This is a genomic window from Arcicella sp. GW458-12-2-14-TSB2 (assembly GCF_059423785.1).
The window spans coordinates 1-20,826 of sequence record NZ_JBWKYN010000072.1 but is presented as its reverse complement, the minus strand read 5'-3'; the positions used below and the strand labels follow the sequence as shown (position 1 = coordinate 20,826).

Genomic DNA, 20,826 nt, shown 5'->3' with positions numbered 1-20,826 from the left:
CATGAAAAATTCAAAAATCTTAGTAGGAGTATTCTTACTAGCCACATTGTTTAGTGCTTGTAGTAAAGACGAAAACAAAACAACACCAGTTGTAGAGCAGTCGGTAACGGGTGAAGTATCAGGAACTTGGGTAAAAGGTTCTATCATTCAAGTAAAAACTGACATCATCATTCCAGCAGGAAAAAGTTTAACGATTGAAGAAGGCGTAACAGTAGTGATGGATACTACAAGCAAGCCTGAAATTATCGTAAATGGTAATTTGTACATAACAGGAAGCACGGCAAACCCTGTTAAAATGACTGTTCCTGAGAGTGCAAGAATTACTAAAAACAAATTTGGTAAGTTGTGGGGTGGAATTTTAGCCTCAAAAACTTGTTCAGAATTGTTATTAAATAATGTAATTATGGAGTACGGTGGATCTGTTACAACAGAATCATCTACCTCGGTAAAACAAGGTTTATACAAAGCCGTTAGTGGTGAATTTGACCCAGCTATTTGGTTTTCAAATACAGCAGGAAAGTTAGTAATGCAAAACTCTATCGTTCGTTTTTGGCATGATGACTGTACTTATTTAGAAGGTGGAAGTATCATTTTTAGCAACAACACTTTTCATACAACAGGTGAAAGTGGTGGAGAAGCTATCAACATCAAATCAGGTTGTGTTGCTGACGTAGCTTATAATTTAATTTACAGCACTAATACAAATGCCTTGAAATTATCAAATGCTGGTGACCGTACTCCTCAGGCTTATGTGGTAGCTTATAACAACACGATTGTGAATACAGGCTGGAGAAGACCAACTATCAAAGGAGGTTCTATTTGGCTTGAAGCAAGTGTTCGTGCAGATTTGTACAATAATTTAATGGCAAACACTCGTTTTGGTATTAAGAGAGATGTTAAAAAACCAGAAGATACTCGTTCGGTAGTTAGTAATTCGTTGTACTATGGCTATACGCAAGAGGGAGTAAATCAATTCCAACCAAGTACTGAAATTTTAACAGGAAAGAACGATATTATTAGCACAAAAGCAGGTGATAACGACCCTAAATTTGTGAATTATCCAGTAAGCACTGATAAATCAAATGCTGATTTCACAACTACTTGGGACTTTCACTTAGCTACAGGTTCGCCAGCGTTGAATAAAGGAATTACAATCTTCACTAGAAACTACAAAGACGGTATCACAATTAATGGTCAGACTTACAAATCGCCTGAGCCAGCATCGTATATTGGAGCTTTTGGAACGAAGTAAATAGTTGTGGTTGAGTGAATTATTATTTTATCGACCGATAAATTATTCACAATTCACTCAACCACTAACTCACAATTAAACAACTAGAAAGAATAATGAACCATAGGCTTTTAACCATTTTTTTGCTTGCCTTTTCGCTTAACGCTTGTAAACAAGTGGCTGTTCAAACAAATACTACTGCTAGCGAACCCATTGTACAGCCCACTTTTATCACTGAACCTGTGCAACACGATACTGATGACCCTGCCGTTTGGATAAATCCTGCTGATGCGAGCAAAAGCCTAATAGTGGGTACAGATAAAGACGTAGATGGAGCTTTGTATGTGTATGATTTACAAGGGAAAATTCAAACGGATAAAGTAGTCCATGGGTTAAAGCGACCTGATAATGTGGATATTGAGTATGGGTTGATGCTAAACAACAAGGCTACCGACATTGCCGTGGCTACAGAACGCCTTACGCATAAACTTCGTATCTATGCTTTACCAGACATGAAAGCCGTTGATAATGGAGGTATTGAGGTATTTGAGAACGAGACAGGAGCAGAGTTTCGTGATTTGATGGGAATATCCTTATACAAAAATAAGGCTGGGAAAATTTACGCGATTGTAGGTAGAAAATCTGGCCCGACAGACGGATCTTACCTTTGGCAATATCTTTTAGAAGATAATGGAGCTGGACAGGTAAAAGCTACCTTAGTAAGAAAGTTTGGAGTATACAGCGGAAAAAAAGAAATAGAATCTATCGCTGTGGATGATGAGCTAGGCTATGTGTACTATTCTGACGAAGGTGTTGGCGTAAGAAAATATTATGCTGAACCATCAAAGGGTAACCAAGAATTAGCATTGTTTGCTACCACAGGTTTTACGGAAGACCACGAAGGAATTTCTATTTATCAGACCTCGGCAACGACTGGTTATATTTTAGTGTCGGATCAAGGAGCGAACCAATTTCATGTGTTTAGCAGAGAAGGAACAGCACAGAATTCAAACGACCATCAGCTACTGAAAGTCGTGAAGGTAAAAGCGAATAAAAGTGATGGTTCTGAAACGGTTTCTGTGCCCTTGAATAATACTTTCAAGAAAGGATTATTTATCGCTATGAGCGACGACCGTACTTTCCACCTCTATAAATGGGAAGATATAGCAGGGAAACAACTTAAATAATAATGAATAATTGAGTTTCAAGTGCGGAGATAGAAAAATTACGCCGCACTTAAAACTTGCATTTATTTAGTTCTTATTGATATTGACTACTCTATGAGCCTCTACTAGCAAGGCAATTGCTTCCATCATATCTAATACTTCGTCTATTTCACTTTCTTTCCACAGAACAAAATAGTTTTTCAGTGGGGTGCGCATCATATATTCCTTCCCATGCGAAGTCCCAAAATCATGAATGCCTATTTTGTTTTCCAACATTTGTTGAAAAGCGCCAAACTCAAATTCATTCAGGATAAACAAAGAGTTTTTGTAGGCAAGATTATACTTTTTACAACATGGACAATAACCAATATAACCGTTTGCATTTTCGGTTAACGTATTGAAATCGTGTGAATTTTCCATAAGAAAAGCTTTTGAGATAATAGCCGAACAGAAAAAATTAAGTAACATAGCGAAATTTTCGCATAAGGAATCCGACGCCTCAATGAGGTCGGTTATGATAATACTATTAAGAAAAACTACCACCGCAAAGCAGTGGTAGTTTATATAAGAGAGCGATGTCTTTTACTCTCTCATTGAGCGATTCAATATCATCAGTTAAACTTTGTACTTGCTTCTGGTTGATATACATATCTGAATGTATAATAGCGTGCTACATCAGTAGTAGTTGGAGTCGTAGGAGCACCTTTATAGTAGCTCAAAATCTCTACTTTAGCATATTTACCATCGGCAGTTTTTATTAATATTACTTTTCCTGCCGCTGGCGTGATAATACCATTAGCATAGTTGTACCAACCATTTCCTGCACCTGTTGGTATAGCAAATGTGGTTTTAGTATCTTGTGCAAAAGTGGCAGAGGCAGGTACTTCTTTAATTTCATCGAAAATACCCGTGATTACTACTGCACCACCTTGACCACTACCAGAACCACCACCATTTGTGATAATTGTAGTAGCTCTAACGCCAATATCCCATTTCGTGGTTGCTGAGTCTGAACTAGCAATAATACCATTTTTGAAACTAAAGAAAGTATATTTTCCTGTTCCTGTGGGTTGACCAGTAGCACTAACGCTAGTTGTAGGGTCGGCTGCTAAATCTTTCACTGTTTCTGATTTTACGGGTTGTACTACTACTTCATCATCTTTCTTACAAGCAGTAAAGAGCGTACTAATAACTAAAGCTGACAAGGCAATTTTTTGTAAAGAATTCATGTTTTTTGTATTTAAATAAAGGGATGAGTTTATGATATTTTCTCGCATTGGTAACCTAGCCCAACAAGGGCATTAATAATTTTTTCGCTCGGTGTAAACTGTTCAGATACAATTTTTAAAACTTTGTTCACATCATGAAAGTCAATATTGAAATTGCTAATTCCTACTGACTTGAGGGCATCCCAAATGGCTTGTATACCAATAGGAGAGGTAATGTTTGTTTTGAACATTAATGTTTCCATCTGACTAATTTTATTGTTTAGGAGTTAAGTACAAATCCATTAACCATCTTTGAGCATCAGAACGAGTTTCAAAAATATTTACAGGACAGCCATAGGTACGCTTAGCTAAATATTGTACAATATGGTGATAGACGTTTGCCATAAAAAATGATCTTGTGACGATTGCAATTCCAAAACATTGTTTAGAAAACTCTCTACGATAATGTTTAAACCAAGTGGTTTCTAATTTTACGACACCTCTTTCGCGGCATAGATTTCCTTCTGGATAGTCGAATAGTAAGCCAAAACGTTCGTTTTTACTAATTAGCTTACTCATTTCAGACAAATAGCTTCTGGTATCTTCCTGCGTTGTTTTTTCACTAATTTTCATCGAAAAAACAGGACATTTAAAATGTGTTTCAATTTGTACCATTAGCTTAGTTATTGTGAAATGTATTCCTAAAAATTAGCGCTAAATCAACCTTCTCACAAGCCGTATGTAACACAAATAAAAACTCTTTCATTTCTGTGTTATTTAAAAATAGACCTGTTGAAAATATATCTGTTTGTATATTGGGTACGCTTCTTAAATTGCATAATTCTATGATATAAAACTTTTCTGCATGCGGGGCTTCATTTAATTTTCTTAAAAACGTCACCATTGTAGTCCATTCAAAAGTCATCAAAGAATTTTTATATTGAACTTGTATTTCATTACAACATTTACATTGCCAAGCACTTGCATTATCCGTTTCAACTAATATGATATGTTGTTGTGTATCTTTCATATTAATAAAATTTAGTAGAAAACTTTTAAAAAACAGTCTCGATAATTCAAGACTGTTTTTGTACAATGTGAACGAAAAGAAAAAAACGATTGATGCTCAGAAATGACTTCAATAAAATCAGAGCCATTTACTATTTACCATAATCTCGTGAATTCGGGATAAATACCCCCCCGAATGCTACTCTACTGTTCTGTAATTTTATGTTTTTCAAGGTTGATACCAAGGCTTACCCAAATCAGTCTTCCTGCCAAATTTGGAATATTTCTAGTATCGGTATAGCCTAATACATTATCAACACCTGCTTGTAATCTAAACCTTTCTTGGAAGGTTTTGCTAGCAGATACATTCCAAAGGATGTATCCATTTACAAATTCATTGCTAACATCAGCAATCCCATTTCCGTTATAATCAGCAAAACCATATCTGCTTCTATAAATCCCTCTTAACGAAGCAGTTAAGCCACTTTTCATATCTTCATAGAACACTTTAATATTTGCCGAATGCCTAGAACGATTGAAAAGTCCTTCATAGTCAGACGCTTTCACTCTTACTGTTACCAACGTTTCAGGGTCACGTCTGAATAATTCACCACGCGCTATTTTATCTACTACGTCTTTATCTTTTGCTTCCAAAAACTGATAACCAGCACTTAATGTAATAGGCGACTTATTGTTGGCAATCGTATAACTAGCGTCTAATTCTATCCCTTGTGTAAATGCTTTGGTAAGGTTCATATAGCTAAAAACACTTTGTCCGTTCGTTTTTAGGGCTACGGCTTGAGTCTGAATTAGGTTTGAAATGTCATTCCTAAAAACGTTTGCCTTGAACTTCAGACCGTTATCTAAATAAACTTTCCCGCCAAAATTAAATGCTAAAGAGCTTTCGGCTTTTAATTCACCCAGTTTATTTACATCGAATAATACTTCAGCAATCTGATTTTCAGCCTGTAAACGAGCTAAATTTAACGCTACTTCTTGTGTACCAAACACGCTATAACCAGCTACTGCATTGGTAAAGTTGAGGTACAACTGTCTAAAATCTGGTGCCTTGAAACCCACTCCAACAGAGCCGTTGAGTTTTACCTTTTTAGATAAATCATAAGCCACCGAAACCTTGGGACTAAACTGAGCTTTGTAAGCGGAGTGAGCGTCAAAACGACCACCGATAGTTAGGTTTAGAGCACTCACCAGTAAATTTTCGTATTGAAAAAACCCATAATTGGTTTCAAATCTTTTAACATCATCGTACCTCGTTGCTGCTACACTCTCCCAGATTTTACCAGCCCCAAGCGTTAATACTTGCTTATTGCCTATGGCATAATCTACCTGAACTTCTGGTCTTAGAAATTGCTGATTGAAGTACGTTGCATCATATACGTTATTGTCTTTCTGAAATAAAAGTTCAGAATTTGTTTTATACTGCGTATTGTAAAATCTAAAAACAGCTTTTAGGTTTTGGTGAAAAGAAACCCTTAAACTTGGGTTAAAATTCCAGTCCTTTACCGAACCTGTTCCTACTATTTGGTCTGTTCCGACTAATAAGCTACTTTCTTGATTTTCAATATTATATCTTGTTGATACATTCAAACTTACATTTTTTGAAAAATCATAGGTAAATTTTGGGGTAATCGTATAATTTTGAAAAGGTGAAACTGTTTGTCCAAAAGTTTCAGGTGTGAAGTCGTATCCACCAGAAGCATAGCGATTTAAGAACAGATTGAACCCTGACTTTTTCGTTTTTATGCTCATGTTTCCAGATAAATCAGTTGTCTGATTCGTTCCGTATCTTGCTGAAAAAGAACCCTTTGTTCCATTAGGTCTTTCAGTAATGATATTTACTACTCCAGCCAAAGCCTCTGAGCCATATAAACTAGAGGAAGGCCCTTTTACGATTTCAATTTGCTTAATATTAGCTACTGCCAATCTTGATAATTCTAAAGTACCAGCTGTTCTTCCAACCAAAGGTTCACCATCCAACAAAATTAACGTATAATCTGGACTAAACCCTTGAACTTGAAGCCCTTGCCCGTGGTCATTTACAATAAAAAGTCCCGTTTGTTCTGCAAGTACTTCGCTTAGTCGCAATGAACCCATCGCCCGAATCTGTTTCTGCCCAATCAGTGTTACAGGCATGGGTAAAGCGTTTAAAGCCCTTTCATTGCGAGTAGCGGTTACAACAACTTCATTTAAATTACTTGTCTTTAAACTATCACTTAAAACATGTTTCTGTTGTCCAAACACGTTTAAAGCATTATATATAAATAATAAGGTAATTATACACTTCATAAGATGTTCGGGTAATTAGCTTTCAGCAGCGAGCCTCAGCATTTTCAATGTTAGTGATTGATATGAATCTTTAGTTGGATAATATAGAGAAATCCAATACTTATTTCCTTTCTAATAGCACTTTAGTCCCAAAATCTAGAATCTCCAAGTCTAGTGTCTCACATCTAGTGTCTTATATCTTCTAGTCTAATAATTCCAAAATCTCCAAGCCTAGTGTCTTATAACTAATGTCTTATGTCTCTTAGTCTTCTAGTCCAATAATCCCAAATTCCAAAATCTCCAAGCCTAGTGTCTTATAACTAATGTCTTATGTCTTTTAGTCTTCTAGTCCAATAATCCCAAAATCTAAAATCTCCAAGTCTAGTGTCTTACATCTAGTGTCTTATATCTTCTAGTCTTCGAGTCCAATAATCCTAATATCTCCAAAACTTTCTTGTTCAAAAGGAACATGACAAAGGTAGTGTATTATTTAGAAAGATTCCAAATAAAAACTGAAATTATTTTGATTTAGTCTAAATAAGTATAATATTTGCATTGTCAAAATCACATTTGATGCCTTTAAATAATTAAATCCTTATACAAACAGTATCATGAATAAACAATTATCAAAACACTTTTTTAGCATTATTTTCTGTAGTGTTTTATTGTTAAACAGTGTATTTGCTGTAGCACAGCAGACAGCCCTTATCAAAGGGAAAGTTATTACAAGTGACGGAAAGCCAGCAGAGTTTGTAAATGTTGTTCTTAAAGGAACAAACAAAGGGGTAATAGCGGATGCAAATGGTTATTATGAAATCACAGAAATTAAGCCAGGGAAATATACACTACAAGCAAGTTTTGTAGGCTTAGAAGCACAAAACCAAAGTGTTGTTATAGCCGCTGGAGAGACTAAAGAAGTAGATTTTAAACTAACAGAAGATAGTAAACAACTGAAAGAGGTTATTGTAGTATCAAATCCTAGTAAATATGTTACTGATTATCCATCAATTTCACTTCGTCTAAAAACGCCATTACTTGAACTTCCTCAGAATATTCAAGTTGTTACGAAACAATTGCTTCAAGACCAACAAATTTTTGATATGCTTGAAGGCGTAACCAGAAATGTAAGTGGTGTAACACGTTTAGAGCATTGGGACAATTATGCACTTTTGAATATGCGTGGTTCACAAATTGCTGCTTTTAGAAATGGTATGAATGTACAAATGTCATGGGGTCCATTAGCCGAAGACATGAGTATGGTTGAACGTATTGAATTTGTGAAAGGTCCTGCTGGTTTTATGTTAGCAAATGGCGAACCTTCTGGTTTCTATAATGTAGTAACAAAGAAACCTACAGGTATGACAAAAGGAGAAGCAACTATGACAGTTGGTAGCTTTAATACCTATCGTTCTACGTTAGATTTAGACGGGAAATTAAGAGAAGATGGTAAATTGTTGTATCGTTTGAACATTATGGGACAAATGAAAGGGTCGCACCGTGATTTTGAATTCAACAACCGTGTATCAATTGCTCCTGTTATCAAATATCAATTTAATGATAAAACATCTTTGACTGCTGAATATACTTATCAGTACAATCAGATGTCGATGATTGGCTCTAATTATTCATTCTCTAAAAAAGGATATGGTGATTTGCCAGTGAACTTTACCACTGCTGAAGCCAATATGCCTGCAACCAATATCAATGACAACACGTTTTTCTTGACATTGGCACATGCTATCAATAAAAACTGGAAGTTTACAGGTCAGATTGCTTATATGAACTATAGCCAAGTAGGACAATCTATGTGGCCAACTAGTATATCAGCTAATGGTGATACTTTGCATAGAAACATGGCTATTTGGGATATTGATGGAACCAATAAATTAGGTCAGTTTTTTGTAAATGGTGATGTTGAAACGGGAAGCGTTAAACACCTTTTGTTGGCGGGTTTGGATATGGGTAATAAAAACTATTTCCACGATTGGAACCAATCAGGAGATATTAGCCCATTAACTATTTATAACCCACAATATGGCGTAACACCAGCATCAAGCTATCCTAAGTTCGACCGTTCTTTAAGTCTTCGTGAACGCGGTGCAAACTATTATCAAACGTATACAGGTATTTATTTACAAGATGAAATGCACTTCTTTGAAAATAAACTACGTTTAACGTTGGCAGGTCGTTATACTACATCTACAGATGGAGATCCTTATTCAGGAATTGCTACAGCAAATAAATTTACACCTCGCGTTGGTTTAAGTTATTCTTTAGACAAACATACTTCTGTATATGGTGTATTTGACGAAGCTTTTGTACCGCAAGCAGGCGTAGATAAAAGTGGAAAGAAATTTGATCCAATTACAGGAAATAACAAAGAATTAGGATTGAAAAGAGAATGGCTTGGAGGCTTATGGACAACATCATTAGCAGCGTATCGCATTACGAAAAATAATGTATTAACATCTGATCCAAGTAATCCAAACTTCTCTATACAACTAGGACAAACTCAAACAGAAGGTGTTGAATTTGATTTACGTGGACAAATTGTTCATGGTTTAGACTTGACATTGAACTATGCTTATACAAACGCTAAAGTAACGAAAGATACTGAAGCTGAAAAAGTAGGTGTTGCAGTAGCAGGTTCAACTAAAAATATCGCCAACGCTTGGTTAGCATATAAAGCAACGAATGGAAAAATGAAAGGATGGGGTGTTTCTTTAGGAGCACAATATCAAGCAGGACGTTCTTCATGGTATGTATTTGATGGAACAACACAGCCATTGAAAGATTACTTCCGTATGGATGGAGCGGTTTCTTATCAAGCAAACAACTTCTCTATTGCCTTGAATGTTAATAACATTTTAAATGCTTATTTATATTCAGGAGCTTTCTATAGCTGGAGTGGTTTTTACTACTACCAAACAGAAGCTTTGCGTAATGCTCGTTTATCAGTTGGATATAAGTTTTAAAAATCTATCAGTAAAGAATAAGCGATGAAATGCTTATTCTTTACTGTATTCATTTAGCATGCTGAAGTGCTAAATGAACACAGTATTACTAAATCAACTCTTAGCGTTAGGAAATGAATTTCTCTGGTATTTTAGGGACATAAGTTTTCTAGAATAAAAGGGCTGATTTTTACAAGTACCTTATAAATCATTGAGCGTTAATCATACTTAAATATATGAAGAGTTTTAAAAAAATTATAGGAAAGATTCACCTGTGGCTTGGGCTTGCGTCTGGACTTGTGGTGTTTATCGTTTCTATAACGGGTTGCTTGTATGCTTTTCAGGAAGAAATACAGAATGTCACTCAGCCTTTTCGCTTTGTAGAACCCCAAAATAAACCATTTTTACGACCATCAGCCCTTGAAAAAATAGCGTTAAAAGCTTTGCCAAACAAACAGCTTCATGCTATCCTGTATTCAGGTAAAAGTCAGTCGGCACAAGCTATTTTTTATCACTATGAACCATCCTATTATTATATCACCTACCTCAATCCTTATAATGGAGAAGTATTGGAAGTAAAAGATATGGATAGTGATTTTTTTAGAATAGTATTAATGGGGCATTATTATTTATGGCTCCCACCAACGATAGGTCAGCCGATAGTGGCTACTTCAACATTGGTTTTTGTGGTCATGTTGATTTCGGGCATTATTTTATGGTGGCCAAAAAACGAAAGCGCTGCCAAACAACGCTTTTGGTTTCGTTGGAAAAATGCAACAAAATGGAAACGTAAAAATTATGATTTACATAATATTTTAGGTTTTTATTCAGCTTGGATTGTCTTAATTATTGCCTTAACGGGCTTAGTATGGGGCTTTGAATGGTTTGCTAATAGTGTGTATGGAGGCTTGGGAGGTGAAAAATCAACGATGTATACAGAAGTTTTTTCAGATAAAAAACAGAAAGAAAATTTAACAAAACAATCACCTGCTATTGACCGTATTTGGTATAAAATGCTTGCAGAACAGCCACTTGCAAAAACGATAGAGGTACATATTCCAGAGTCTGATTCAGCCTCTCTGGCTGTTAATATAAATGTAGAAGAAGGCACAACGTGGAAAATTGATTACCGTTATTTTGACCAATATTCATTAAAAGAATTGTCCGTAAATCACCTTTATGGAAGGTTTCCTGTAGACAAAGTAGCGGATAAAATACTCCGAATGAATTATGATATTCATGTAGGGGCAATATTTGGTCTGGCAGGAAAAGTATTAGCCTTTTTAGTAAGCTTAGTAGCTGCTAGTTTACCCATTTCAGGAGTATTGATTTGGTGGGGGAGAAGGAAAAAGCAAACCACAGCTACTGCCAGTAGCAAAGAATATAGCTAAAGCGTGGTTTTGTTTTGAAGCGTTTATCAAAATAAAGTTTATTAAAATCAATTATCCCCCAAAATGAATTTTTGGGGAAGGGGAACCCTATGTTTAAACTTCAATAAATCTTAAAAACACTGAGTACAATCAATATTTTGACCCATGAAAAATTTAAACTTTTTTAGAAAGAGTAGAGCTATTGTCATCACTTTATTAATGACCGTCAATGCTGTTTTTGCCCAAAAAACAACCTTGTTGGGAAGTATTTCAGATACAAAAAACACAAAATTGTCGGGCATTAATGTAATATTAAAAGGCACAAAGTTTGGAACAACGACCAATCAAGATGGTTTTTTCTCAATTGCCAACCTCAAAGAAGGGGAATATACTTTACAGCTTTCGGGTATTGGTTATGAAACCCTTCTTCAAAAAGTAAAAGTTAGTAGTGAAAGTACACCGTTAGCGATTCAATTAATTGAATCGCTAACAGAACTACAAACGGTAGAAATTACAGGTAGAAAGGAGACTGAATACAAGAATAATTCAACTTTTATCGGTTCAAAATCAGCAACGGCATTGAAAGACCTTCCGCAGTCAATCAGTTATGTTACCAAAGAATTGATTCAAGATCAAGCAGCCTTTCGTGTAAACGATATTGTGAAAAACATGAGCGGTGTAAGTCAGTTTTCATTTTATAATGATTTGACTATCAGAGGACATCGTGTAAGTGGAAACGATAATTATTCCATGTTAGTAAATGGAATGCGTGCTTTTACGAGTTTCTGGAAACAGCAATTAATTCCTCATATCGAACGTGTTGAAGTCATCAAAGGGCCATCATCAGCATTATTTGGAAATGCAGCGGCAGGAGGTTCGTTGAATCGTGTAACGAAAAAACCTCTGGACGAAAAACGCCAATCGTTTAATATTTCGATGGGAAGTTTTGCTAATTTTCGTACTACAGCTGATTTTACTGGTCCAATGAACGAAGAGAAGACGCTCTTGTATCGTTTGAATTTAGGGTATGAAAATTCTGGTTCGTTCCGAGATTTACAATTCGAGAAAAACTATATCATTGCTCCGTCCTTTTCCTTCTTACCCAATAATAAAACCCGTTTAAATTTTGATATTGTTTTACAAAGTGGTGATTCTCGATTAGATAGAGGTCAATCAGTTTTGGGAACAGGAGATTTATATTCTACGCCCATTTCTAAATCATTAAACCGTTCAAATGATTATTTGAAAGAAAACGTATATAATGCTACGATTTCTCTAAATCATAAGTTTTCAAATCATATTAGTTTCAATTCTTCATTCATGCGTACTGCTTATGACGAAGATTTATTGGAACATCGTTCAGCCAATACTTATGCCAAAAATGCGGCGGGAGCATTGATAGATTCGGAGATAGAAATGCAGGTTTTTATTCGTAAAAGAACCTTCAATGTTGATAATGTTTCTAACTACTTCAACATTGACTTTAATTTAGGAAAAACCGCTCATAAAGTGGTGATTGGCTATGATTATGCCCAAGAAGTATTAGCCGCAGGCGGGTCGCAACTTACGGCAAGAGGTTATAGAAATGCAACGAACTCTGGAAGTATCAATACCTATGACCCAACCAAGAAGTCTAATTACTTATTAGATGCCAAAGGAAATCCAGTACCAAATGTTGCTCATTATGATTTAACGGCAGCTAATCCTTACTTTTTAGCGGATATGAGTAAATACTTCTATCAAAGAACAGACTATGCACCAACGTTCTATTCTACACAAGGCGTGTATCTACAAGACCAGATTACGTATAAAAAACTACAAATACTCTTAGGTTTACGTCAAGACTATTTTACAGATTTAGAAAACTATAAAACGGCTAGTGAAAACAAAGTAACACAAAAAGCCCTTATTCCAAGATTAGGCTTGGTTTATAGCCTGAATAAAAATGTGAATGCTTATGGCACTTTCGTAAAAGGCTATCAGCCACAAACTTCCACTGCGGTTTCTAACGTAAATGCTGGCGGTCCTTTCGACCCACTTTATAGTACTCTCTATGAAGTGGGGGCAAAAACAGATTGGTTTGATAAGCGTTTAACAGCCAATATTTCAATTTATCAATTAACGGTTGACGGTGCTTTGTACAATGCAGGCGTAAGTGGTCAGCCCGATTTATTGACACAAGTAGGCCGTGAAGTGTCGAAAGGAATAGAATTGGATGTTATTGGACAATTGGCAACTAATTGGAATTTAATTATTAATTATTCCTACAACGACGCCACCTTTACCCAAAGTAAAGACGAGACTTTAATCGGTCGCCAGAAACCAAACGCACCAAAACATCAAGGAAATATCTGGACAAAATATGTTATCGGAAAAGGTAGTTTAAGCGGACTGGGCATTGGTTTAGGAACCAATTTTGCCACCGAACGTTTGGGTTCAATTGTGGCAGTGAATGCTGAACCACAAATAATACCAACATATCAGCTTTTTACAGGAGCGATTTATTATAAGATTGCTAAATGCCAAATTCAATTAAATGCTAACAACTTAACCAATAAAACTTATTGGGTGGGTGGATACGATAAAATCAGAATGTTCCCAGGTGCACCACGTAACTGGATGTTGAGCATTGGCTATGCGTTTTAATTTATATCTAAACTAATCGAAATCATGAAAATATATTTAACATATTTTTTAACCTTCTGTAGCATTGTGTCATTTGCACAAAATGCTATTATTAAAGGTAAAATAAGTACGTCTGATGGCACACCCGCTGAATTTGTGAATGTGCAATTGAATGGGACAAACAAAGGAACCATTGCCGATGAAAATGGAGCGTACAGAATAGACCGAATCAAGGCTGGAATATATACACTAAAAGTAAGTTTAGTCGGTCTTGAAACCAAAGAACAACAAATAGAAGTAAAGGCAGGACAAACATTAGTAGTTGATTTTACTTTGGCTGAAAATACTAGCCAGCTACAAGAGGTAATGGTATTTGCCAATACTAATAAGTTTTCGCAAAAGGAAACAGAATCTGTAGCAAGAATGCCATTGAAAAACCTTGAAAACTCGCAAGTATACAATGTTGTAGGAAGAGAATTAATGAAAGAACAAGTGGTGATAGAACGTATGGATTTATACCGAAATGTTCCTGGAGCAGTACCTCTTTCTCTAGCTGGTGGTTCGCAAGGAATGACCATGAGAGGTTTTTCAAGCACGGTAGGTATGCGAAATGGCATGGTTACCAGTGCGGTAGCACCGATGAATCCTATCATTTTAGAACGAGTAGAAGTACTAAAAGGACCTTCAGGAACTTTATTTGGGAGTAATAGAAATATAACTTTTGGTGGGGTATTTAATTATGTAACCAAAAGGCCATACGATACTTTTGGTGGCGAAGTAAGCTATACTGCTGGAAGCTTTAATCTTTCAAGAATTACGGCAGATGTAAATACTCCATTGAATGAAGACAGAACAGCTCTTTTTAGATTAAATAGTGCGTGGCAGTCAGAAGGCTCTTTTCAGGATCAAGGGTTTGCTAAAAATTACACATTCGCACCAACGTTTTCTTATCAAGTAAACAACAGACTAAAATTTACCATAGACCTTGAGATTACAAAGAGTGCTTATACAACATCAAGTTTAGCAATAGGCTCTCTTGCAAGAGTTAAAGCAAGGAATTTCAAAGATTTGAAGTTGGGTTACAACCGTTCTCTTATCAATAATAATGTTGATGTACAAAATGGGGTTAATAATTTAGGTGGACAAGTAGAGTATAAGCTTTCGGATAAATGGAAGTCAGAGACTAAATTTTTATATTCAGAAGGAGCTTACGAGCATTTTTACTGGACGACGCTGTCAATGTTGACGGATTCTACAGTGATGAGAACCGTTAGAAATCAAACACCAGAAACATTCGGAAATATTCAAATTCAACAAAACTTTATTGGTGATTTTAAAATAGGTACACTCAGAAATAGAATAGTTGTAGGGGTAGATTATAATGTAATCTATAATTCACTAAATAGATCAACAGTTACGTATGATACCCTAAATATTAATCAACCCGTAAAGGATTTTAATGTATATAAAGTAAATGAACTTGCGGCTAAACGAGGGTTTACTACTACCAATTTTAGCTCTACAAGCTATGGATTATATGTTTCAGATGTAGTGAATATCACACCCAAATTAATGGCAATGCTAAGCTTGCGCTTAGATAGGTATACCACAAAAGGAGATTATACACTTTCTACAGGAACATTTAAAGGCGGTTACGAACAGACATCTTTATCACCTAAAATGGGGTTGGTATATCAACCTCTAAAAGACAAGGTTTCTGTTTTTGCCAACTACATGAATGGGTTCGTGAATTTAGCCCCTGTAACACAGCCAGACAACTCATTTTTAGAACTAAAACCTCAATATGCCAATCAGTGGGAAGCAGGAGTAAAGCTTGATATTGTAAAAAACAAGCTAAGTGGTTCTGTAAGCTATTATGATATTTCTGTGTCAAACTCTACCCGTACCGAGGTAATAAATGGTCAGAATTTTACGGTGCAAAATGGTACTCAGAATAGCAAAGGGTGGGAGGTAGAACTTATCACTAATCCTATATCAGGTTTAAATATCGTTGCAGGTTATGCACAAAATGATAACAAATATACCAAAGCAACTGAAGCTTTAAATGGCAAATCGCTTACGGTTAGTCCGAAGAATGTAGCAAATATCTGGGTAAGCTATTATATCACAAAAGGAGACCTCAAAGGTATAGGCATAGGTGCAGGAGGAAATTATGTAAGCGACTCATGGTTCGAGAGTACTAATGTATTTGTAATACCATCTTATACTTTATTAAATGCCTCTATCTTTTATGACCAGCCTAAATATAGGATAGCCCTAAAAGCAAACAATTTGCTTGACCAACAGTACTGGAATTCGAATGGTACGCCTCAGAAACCATTTAATGTTTTAGCAAACCTCATTCTTAAATTCTAAAATTTTACTGTTTAGGTTTCTCTCTTTCACTAAAGAGGGAAATCTGTAAAATGCATAAACAAATAATAATCCTAACATAAAAACAAAATCATGAAAATATATTTAGCATATTTTTTAAGCTTTTGTAGCATTGTGTCATTTGCACAAAATGCTACAATTAAAGGGAAAATAAGTACTTCCGACGGCAAACCAGCTGAATTTGTAAATGTACAATTGAATGGAACGAACAAAGGAACAATATCTAACGAAAACGGAGAATACAAAATTGAACGCATCAAATCTGGAACGTATAAACTAAAGGTAAGTTTGGTTGGCCTTGAAACAAAAGAGCATCAAGTAGAAGTAAAAGCAGGGCAAACTTTGGTGGTTGATTTCACCTTAGCAGAAAATGCGAATCAATTACAAGAAGTAGTAGTGCAGTCAAATACCAATAAATTCTCTCAAAAAGAAACAGACTATGTAGCTCGCTTCCCTTTGAAAAATCTTGAAAACCCACAGGTTTATACCGTAATACCTAAAGAGTTACTACAAGAACAAGTAGTTACGAGTATTGGCGGAGCCTTAGCAAATGCCGTGGGTGCTGCACCGATTAATTATCCTGCTGGGGGCTTTGCTATTACTTCTAGAGGTTTCGCAACGAGCATAAATGCTAGAAATGGTATGGAAACTACAGCGTCTAGGTCATCTGTTGAGATTGGTAATGTAGAACGAATTGAAGTAATAAAAGGACCATCTGGAACATTGTTTGGTGCTTCTATTTCTTCTTTTGGTGGTGTTGTCAATTTGGTTACAAAAAAACCTTTCGAAACTTTCAGAGGCGATGTATCTTATACTTTAGGAAGTTTTGGATTGAATCGTTTAACAGCAGACATCAACACGCCTGTTAATGAAGAAAAAACAGCCTTGTTCAGAATCAATGCAGTTGTGAACAGGCAATATGGATTTTTAGATCAAGGGCATAATAACATGCTTATGATTGCTCCTAGTGTTTCTTATCAAGTGAATAGCCGCTTAAAGATTTTAGCAGATGTAGAGTTCTTGAGTATTGACCAAACACGTAGTATTTATACTCGTGTAGCTACTGCATCGGGATACAACAGTCCTGCGGAATTTCCAATAAACTATAAGAAAAACCTTTTCAATGACGACGTCAATGCTGAAACTTTTGCCTCAAAATATTTTTTAGAAGCAAACTATAAAATTTCAAACAATTGGACGTCTTCAACTTTGTTTTCTTATGTAACAGAGTATGTAAAACAGAGTTATCAAAATTACCTTAATTGGATTTCGCCTACTTTAGTAACAAGAAACGTTCTGGTATATGGCCCTATCTATAATAACTACACCAACTTCCAGCAGAATTTCATGGGGAGCTTAAATACAGGATATATCAGTCACAAAGTTTTGGCGGGGGTAAACTATCGTTACTTTAACGGAAGTTTTAATTACTCTTTAGTAAATAATAATGGTGTTATTGATACGGTAAATGTTACAAAAACATTGAATCCACTAACAAAAGCAAAAACGGATCAAGCTATTTTGAATCGTGGCGGTATGGTGCCGTTTGATATTTCAGACCAAATTACTACGAGTGCCTATGTGTCAGACGTTGTGGGATTATCGGATAAACTATCAGCGATGTTGAGTTTAAGAATAGATAATTTTACCTACAAAGGAATTCCTTCTACACCAGCCTATAGCCAAACAGCATTAGCGCCTAAATTGGGATTGGTGTATCAAGTACTGAAAGATAAAGTGTCGATTTTCGGTAACTATATGAGTGGTTTTCAGAATCAAGGACCTATCAATCAGCCAACAGGAGAGCAATTTACGCCTAAACCTATCTACGCTGTTCAGTCAGAAGGAGGAATCAAGACAGAACTACTAGATAAAAAGCTAAATATTACTTTAAGCTATTATAACATAGCGATAGATAATGCCATCCGTCGAGATGAAAAAGGTGTTTCTTTTCAAGATGCCAAGCAGGTAAGTAAAGGCTTAGAGTTTGAGATTATAGCCAATCCATTCAAAGGCTTTAATCTTTTTGCAGGCTATGCATATAATGATAATAAAATAGTAAAAGCCACAGACAAAACTACTGAAGGTAAAAAGTCGGCTTCAGCTCCTGAAAATGTAGCCAATTTCTGGCTTAGTTATAAATTCACAGAAAAAGCACTCAAGAATGTAGGCTTTGGCTTTGGAGGTTATTATGTAGATAAAATGTTTTTCTCAACAGCCAATACTTTCTACTTCCCTTCTTATACACTTTTAAATGTAACGGCATTCTATGATTTGCCGAAATTAAGAGTAGGCTTGAAAATCAATAATTTAACAGATCAAAAAAATTGGGATGCTTATGGTTATGCTCAGCCGTTGAGAAGTTACGCCATGAGTATGTCCTTTAAATTCTAGATAAGATGAAACTTAAAAAAATCATCAGCAATATACACCTCTGGCTCGGACTAACATCTGGGCTTGTGGTGTTTATATTGGGGGTTACTGGCTGTATTTACTGTTTTGAACAGGAATTACAGAATTGCTGGAATGCTGATAAGCTTTATGTATCAGTATCAAAACAGCAACGTTTGCCTTTAGATAAATTACACGCCATCGCTCAAGCTCAATTAGGAAATACATTCCCTATTAGTCGTATCATTGCTCCTGTCGATAAGCAAGGCAGTTATCATTTTATATCGTCAAAATATAATGCTAAAGGCTGGAATTATTTTCAGCAATGGGAATATAACCAAACGATTTACCTGAATCCATATAATGGGGCAGTCTTGGGTATAGAAAATACAAAGTACAGCTTCTTCCCCATTGTATTGCGGTTGCATTATGACCTACTTTTAGGTAAGGTTGGGAAACAAATTGTAGGTTGGAGTACCGTTATTTTTATTATTCTGCTTATCTCTGGCTTAGTACTATGGTGGCCCAAAAACAAGGCAGCGTTGAAACAACGAATTCGTTTTGACTGGAAAAAAACAACCCAATGGAAACGGAAAAACTATGACTTGCATAATGTTCCAGGATTTTATAGCCTATTACTAGCATTGTGTATTGCACTTTCTGGCCTTTGGTTCGATTTCGATTGGTTCAAAGCTACAGTAATCTGGACTGCCAACGGTGGACATATTCCTGCCAAAGAAGAACCTGTAACATCAGATTCTTTACTGACCATACAAACATCAGGCATTTTACAAAAAGTTGCTAGCCAATCGCACAGAGCTGTGCCAGATGGTAAAGTTTTTATGTTTAATCTACCCGAAAAAGAAAATGCCAAAGGAGTTATTCGTGCTAACATTTATCATAATGCTAATAATTACATGAAGAGAAGCTTCTTGGCATTTGACCAAAAAAGTGGCGAATTAATCAGAAATAAAGCATACGAAAGTCAGACATCAGCAGAGAAATTCACATCTATGATTTACGATATCCATGTAGGTAAAGCACTAGGTCTTACAGGGATGATACTTGCATTTATGGCTTCATTCATTGCAGCAACGCTACCTGTCACAGGTTTTTATATCTGGTGGGGTCGTAGAAAAAAGAGAAAACAAAAACCAAAAAATAATAATCACTCACAGGAATTTTCACATAAAATAATGTCTAAAATACAATGAAAAAACTATTCGTCGCTATCGTATTGATGGGAGTATCAATCTTAGCAAATGCGCAAAAAAGTGCAGATATTGCTGCCATTAAAGGTCAATGTGGTTGTTTTGATATAAAATTTAGTTATGCCGAAACCTTTGCTCCAGATAAAAGCTATCAATATCATGATCGTTATGTAACAGGAGGTAGAGAATGGGTTTTTGTGGATGAAGAAAGCAAAGACAAATTAGTATTGATGCACTTGTTGGTTATTAACGATACGATGGTCATAAAACATTGGCGTGAAGACTGGCAGTATGAAAATACGGACCTATTAGCTTTTGACAAAGGTTTGACGTGGAAGGCTACGCAGTTGCCTAAAAATCAGGTAAAAGGGCAATGGTCTCAATCTGTTTTTGAAGTAAACGATATGCCACGGTATGAAGGTACTGCCTCTTGGATTCATAAAGATGGTCAACACCTGTGGGCAAATATTACTGATGCGCCACTTCCAAGAAGAGAATACACGAAGCGTTCAGACTATCAGGTATTGAGAAGAAACAACCGTATCCATGTAACGCCTGATGGTTATTTACATGAACAAGATAATGATAAAGTGATTCGTGATGCTTCAGGCGATAAACTATTGGCACAAGAAAAAGGGTTGAATGATTACAAAAAAATTGATGATGCAAAATGTAAAATTGCAACTGAATTTTGGGCAAAAAACCGTGAATATTGGGTTGATGTTCGTACTGTATGGGGACAATTGATTGCTCAGAACAAAGGAATAAGTTTAAAAGCAAAATCAGACGACGGAAAGATGTTGTGGAAAGAATTAGATGATGTAGTAGAATCATTGAAGGCTAAAGGAGAGAAAAATGCAACGAAACGTCAAGCAGAAATTCGTTCAGTAATCAATAAGTATTTGAATAACAGTAATTTGTATTCTTTGAAAAATTAGTATTTAAAAAGAAACATATTTAAATAAAAGACGTAAATATGCAT

The 20,826-nt window shown here is 35.8% G+C and carries 15 protein-coding genes; 9 read left to right on the top strand and 6 right to left on the bottom strand.

Annotation, left to right across the window (positions count from 1 at the left end; all coding sequences use genetic code 11):
- Window position 1: 1 nt before the first annotated feature.
- Together AC07XN_RS12095 and AC07XN_RS12090 are read left to right on the top strand one after the other, a co-directional pair.
- A complete protein-coding gene (locus AC07XN_RS12095; RefSeq protein ID WP_494743272.1) occupies window positions 2–1,252 on the top strand; it encodes a right-handed parallel beta-helix repeat-containing protein in 1,251 nt (416 codons plus the stop codon).
- Window positions 1,253–1,347: 95 nt separating this feature from the next.
- Complete coding sequence (locus tag AC07XN_RS12090; protein ID WP_494743271.1) at window positions 1,348–2,418, top strand: phytase; 1,071 nt, start codon at window positions 1,348–1,350, stop codon at window positions 2,416–2,418.
- Window positions 2,419–2,484: 66 nt separating this feature from the next.
- Here AC07XN_RS12090 and AC07XN_RS12085 read toward each other — a convergent pair whose 3' ends face one another.
- The 6 genes from AC07XN_RS12085 to AC07XN_RS12060 form a co-directional block, all read right to left on the bottom strand.
- On the bottom strand, window positions 2,485–2,817 hold the full coding sequence (locus AC07XN_RS12085) for a DUF6686 family protein (RefSeq protein ID WP_494743270.1): 333 nt from the start codon (window positions 2,815–2,817) through the stop codon (window positions 2,485–2,487).
- A gap of 191 nt (window positions 2,818–3,008) precedes the next feature.
- On the bottom strand, window positions 3,009–3,626 hold the full coding sequence (locus tag AC07XN_RS12080) for an HmuY family protein (RefSeq protein ID WP_494743269.1): 618 nt from the start codon (window positions 3,624–3,626) through the stop codon (window positions 3,009–3,011).
- Window positions 3,627–3,655: 29 nt separating this feature from the next.
- Window positions 3,656–3,868, bottom strand: coding sequence for a hypothetical protein (locus AC07XN_RS12075; protein WP_309923791.1), 213 nt, complete (start codon window positions 3,866–3,868; stop codon window positions 3,656–3,658).
- 10 nt (window positions 3,869–3,878) lie between these two features.
- On the bottom strand, window positions 3,879–4,238 hold the full coding sequence (locus AC07XN_RS12070) for an STAS/SEC14 domain-containing protein (protein WP_494743268.1): 360 nt from the start codon (window positions 4,236–4,238) through the stop codon (window positions 3,879–3,881).
- Window positions 4,239–4,284: 46 nt separating this feature from the next.
- Window positions 4,285–4,635: a hypothetical protein gene (locus AC07XN_RS12065; protein WP_494743267.1), complete on the bottom strand. Its 351-nt coding sequence runs from the start codon at window positions 4,633–4,635 to the stop codon at window positions 4,285–4,287.
- 182 nt (window positions 4,636–4,817) lie between these two features.
- A complete protein-coding gene (locus tag AC07XN_RS12060; RefSeq protein WP_494743266.1) occupies window positions 4,818–6,920 on the bottom strand; it encodes a TonB-dependent receptor plug domain-containing protein in 2,103 nt (700 codons plus the stop codon).
- Between the two features lie 590 nt (window positions 6,921–7,510).
- On the opposite strand from AC07XN_RS12060, the gene AC07XN_RS12055 reads away from it, so the two are divergent.
- From AC07XN_RS12055 to AC07XN_RS12025, 7 genes are all read left to right on the top strand, one after another.
- Window positions 7,511–9,874 carry a TonB-dependent siderophore receptor gene (locus tag AC07XN_RS12055; protein ID WP_494743265.1) on the top strand — a complete coding sequence of 788 codons (2,364 nt, stop codon included), beginning with the start codon at window positions 7,511–7,513 and terminating at the stop codon, window positions 9,872–9,874.
- Between the two features lie 215 nt (window positions 9,875–10,089).
- Window positions 10,090–11,244 carry a PepSY-associated TM helix domain-containing protein gene (locus AC07XN_RS12050; protein WP_494743264.1) on the top strand — a complete coding sequence of 385 codons (1,155 nt, stop codon included), beginning with the start codon at window positions 10,090–10,092 and terminating at the stop codon, window positions 11,242–11,244.
- Window positions 11,245–11,388: 144 nt separating this feature from the next.
- A complete protein-coding gene (locus AC07XN_RS12045; RefSeq protein WP_494743263.1) occupies window positions 11,389–13,869 on the top strand; it encodes a TonB-dependent siderophore receptor in 2,481 nt (826 codons plus the stop codon).
- Between the two features lie 24 nt (window positions 13,870–13,893).
- Window positions 13,894–16,224: a TonB-dependent siderophore receptor gene (locus AC07XN_RS12040; protein WP_494743262.1), complete on the top strand. Its 2,331-nt coding sequence runs from the start codon at window positions 13,894–13,896 to the stop codon at window positions 16,222–16,224.
- 90 nt (window positions 16,225–16,314) lie between these two features.
- Complete coding sequence (locus AC07XN_RS12035; protein WP_494743261.1) at window positions 16,315–18,636, top strand: TonB-dependent siderophore receptor; 2,322 nt, start codon at window positions 16,315–16,317, stop codon at window positions 18,634–18,636.
- A gap of 5 nt (window positions 18,637–18,641) precedes the next feature.
- Window positions 18,642–19,847, top strand: a complete 1,206-nt coding sequence (locus AC07XN_RS12030; protein WP_494743260.1) for a PepSY-associated TM helix domain-containing protein — start codon at window positions 18,642–18,644, stop codon at window positions 19,845–19,847.
- A complete protein-coding gene (locus AC07XN_RS12025; RefSeq protein WP_309923816.1) occupies window positions 19,844–20,782 on the top strand; it encodes a DUF6607 family protein in 939 nt (312 codons plus the stop codon). Before AC07XN_RS12030 ends, AC07XN_RS12025 begins: the two co-directional genes overlap by 4 nt.
- Window positions 20,783–20,826: the final 44 nt, after the last annotated feature.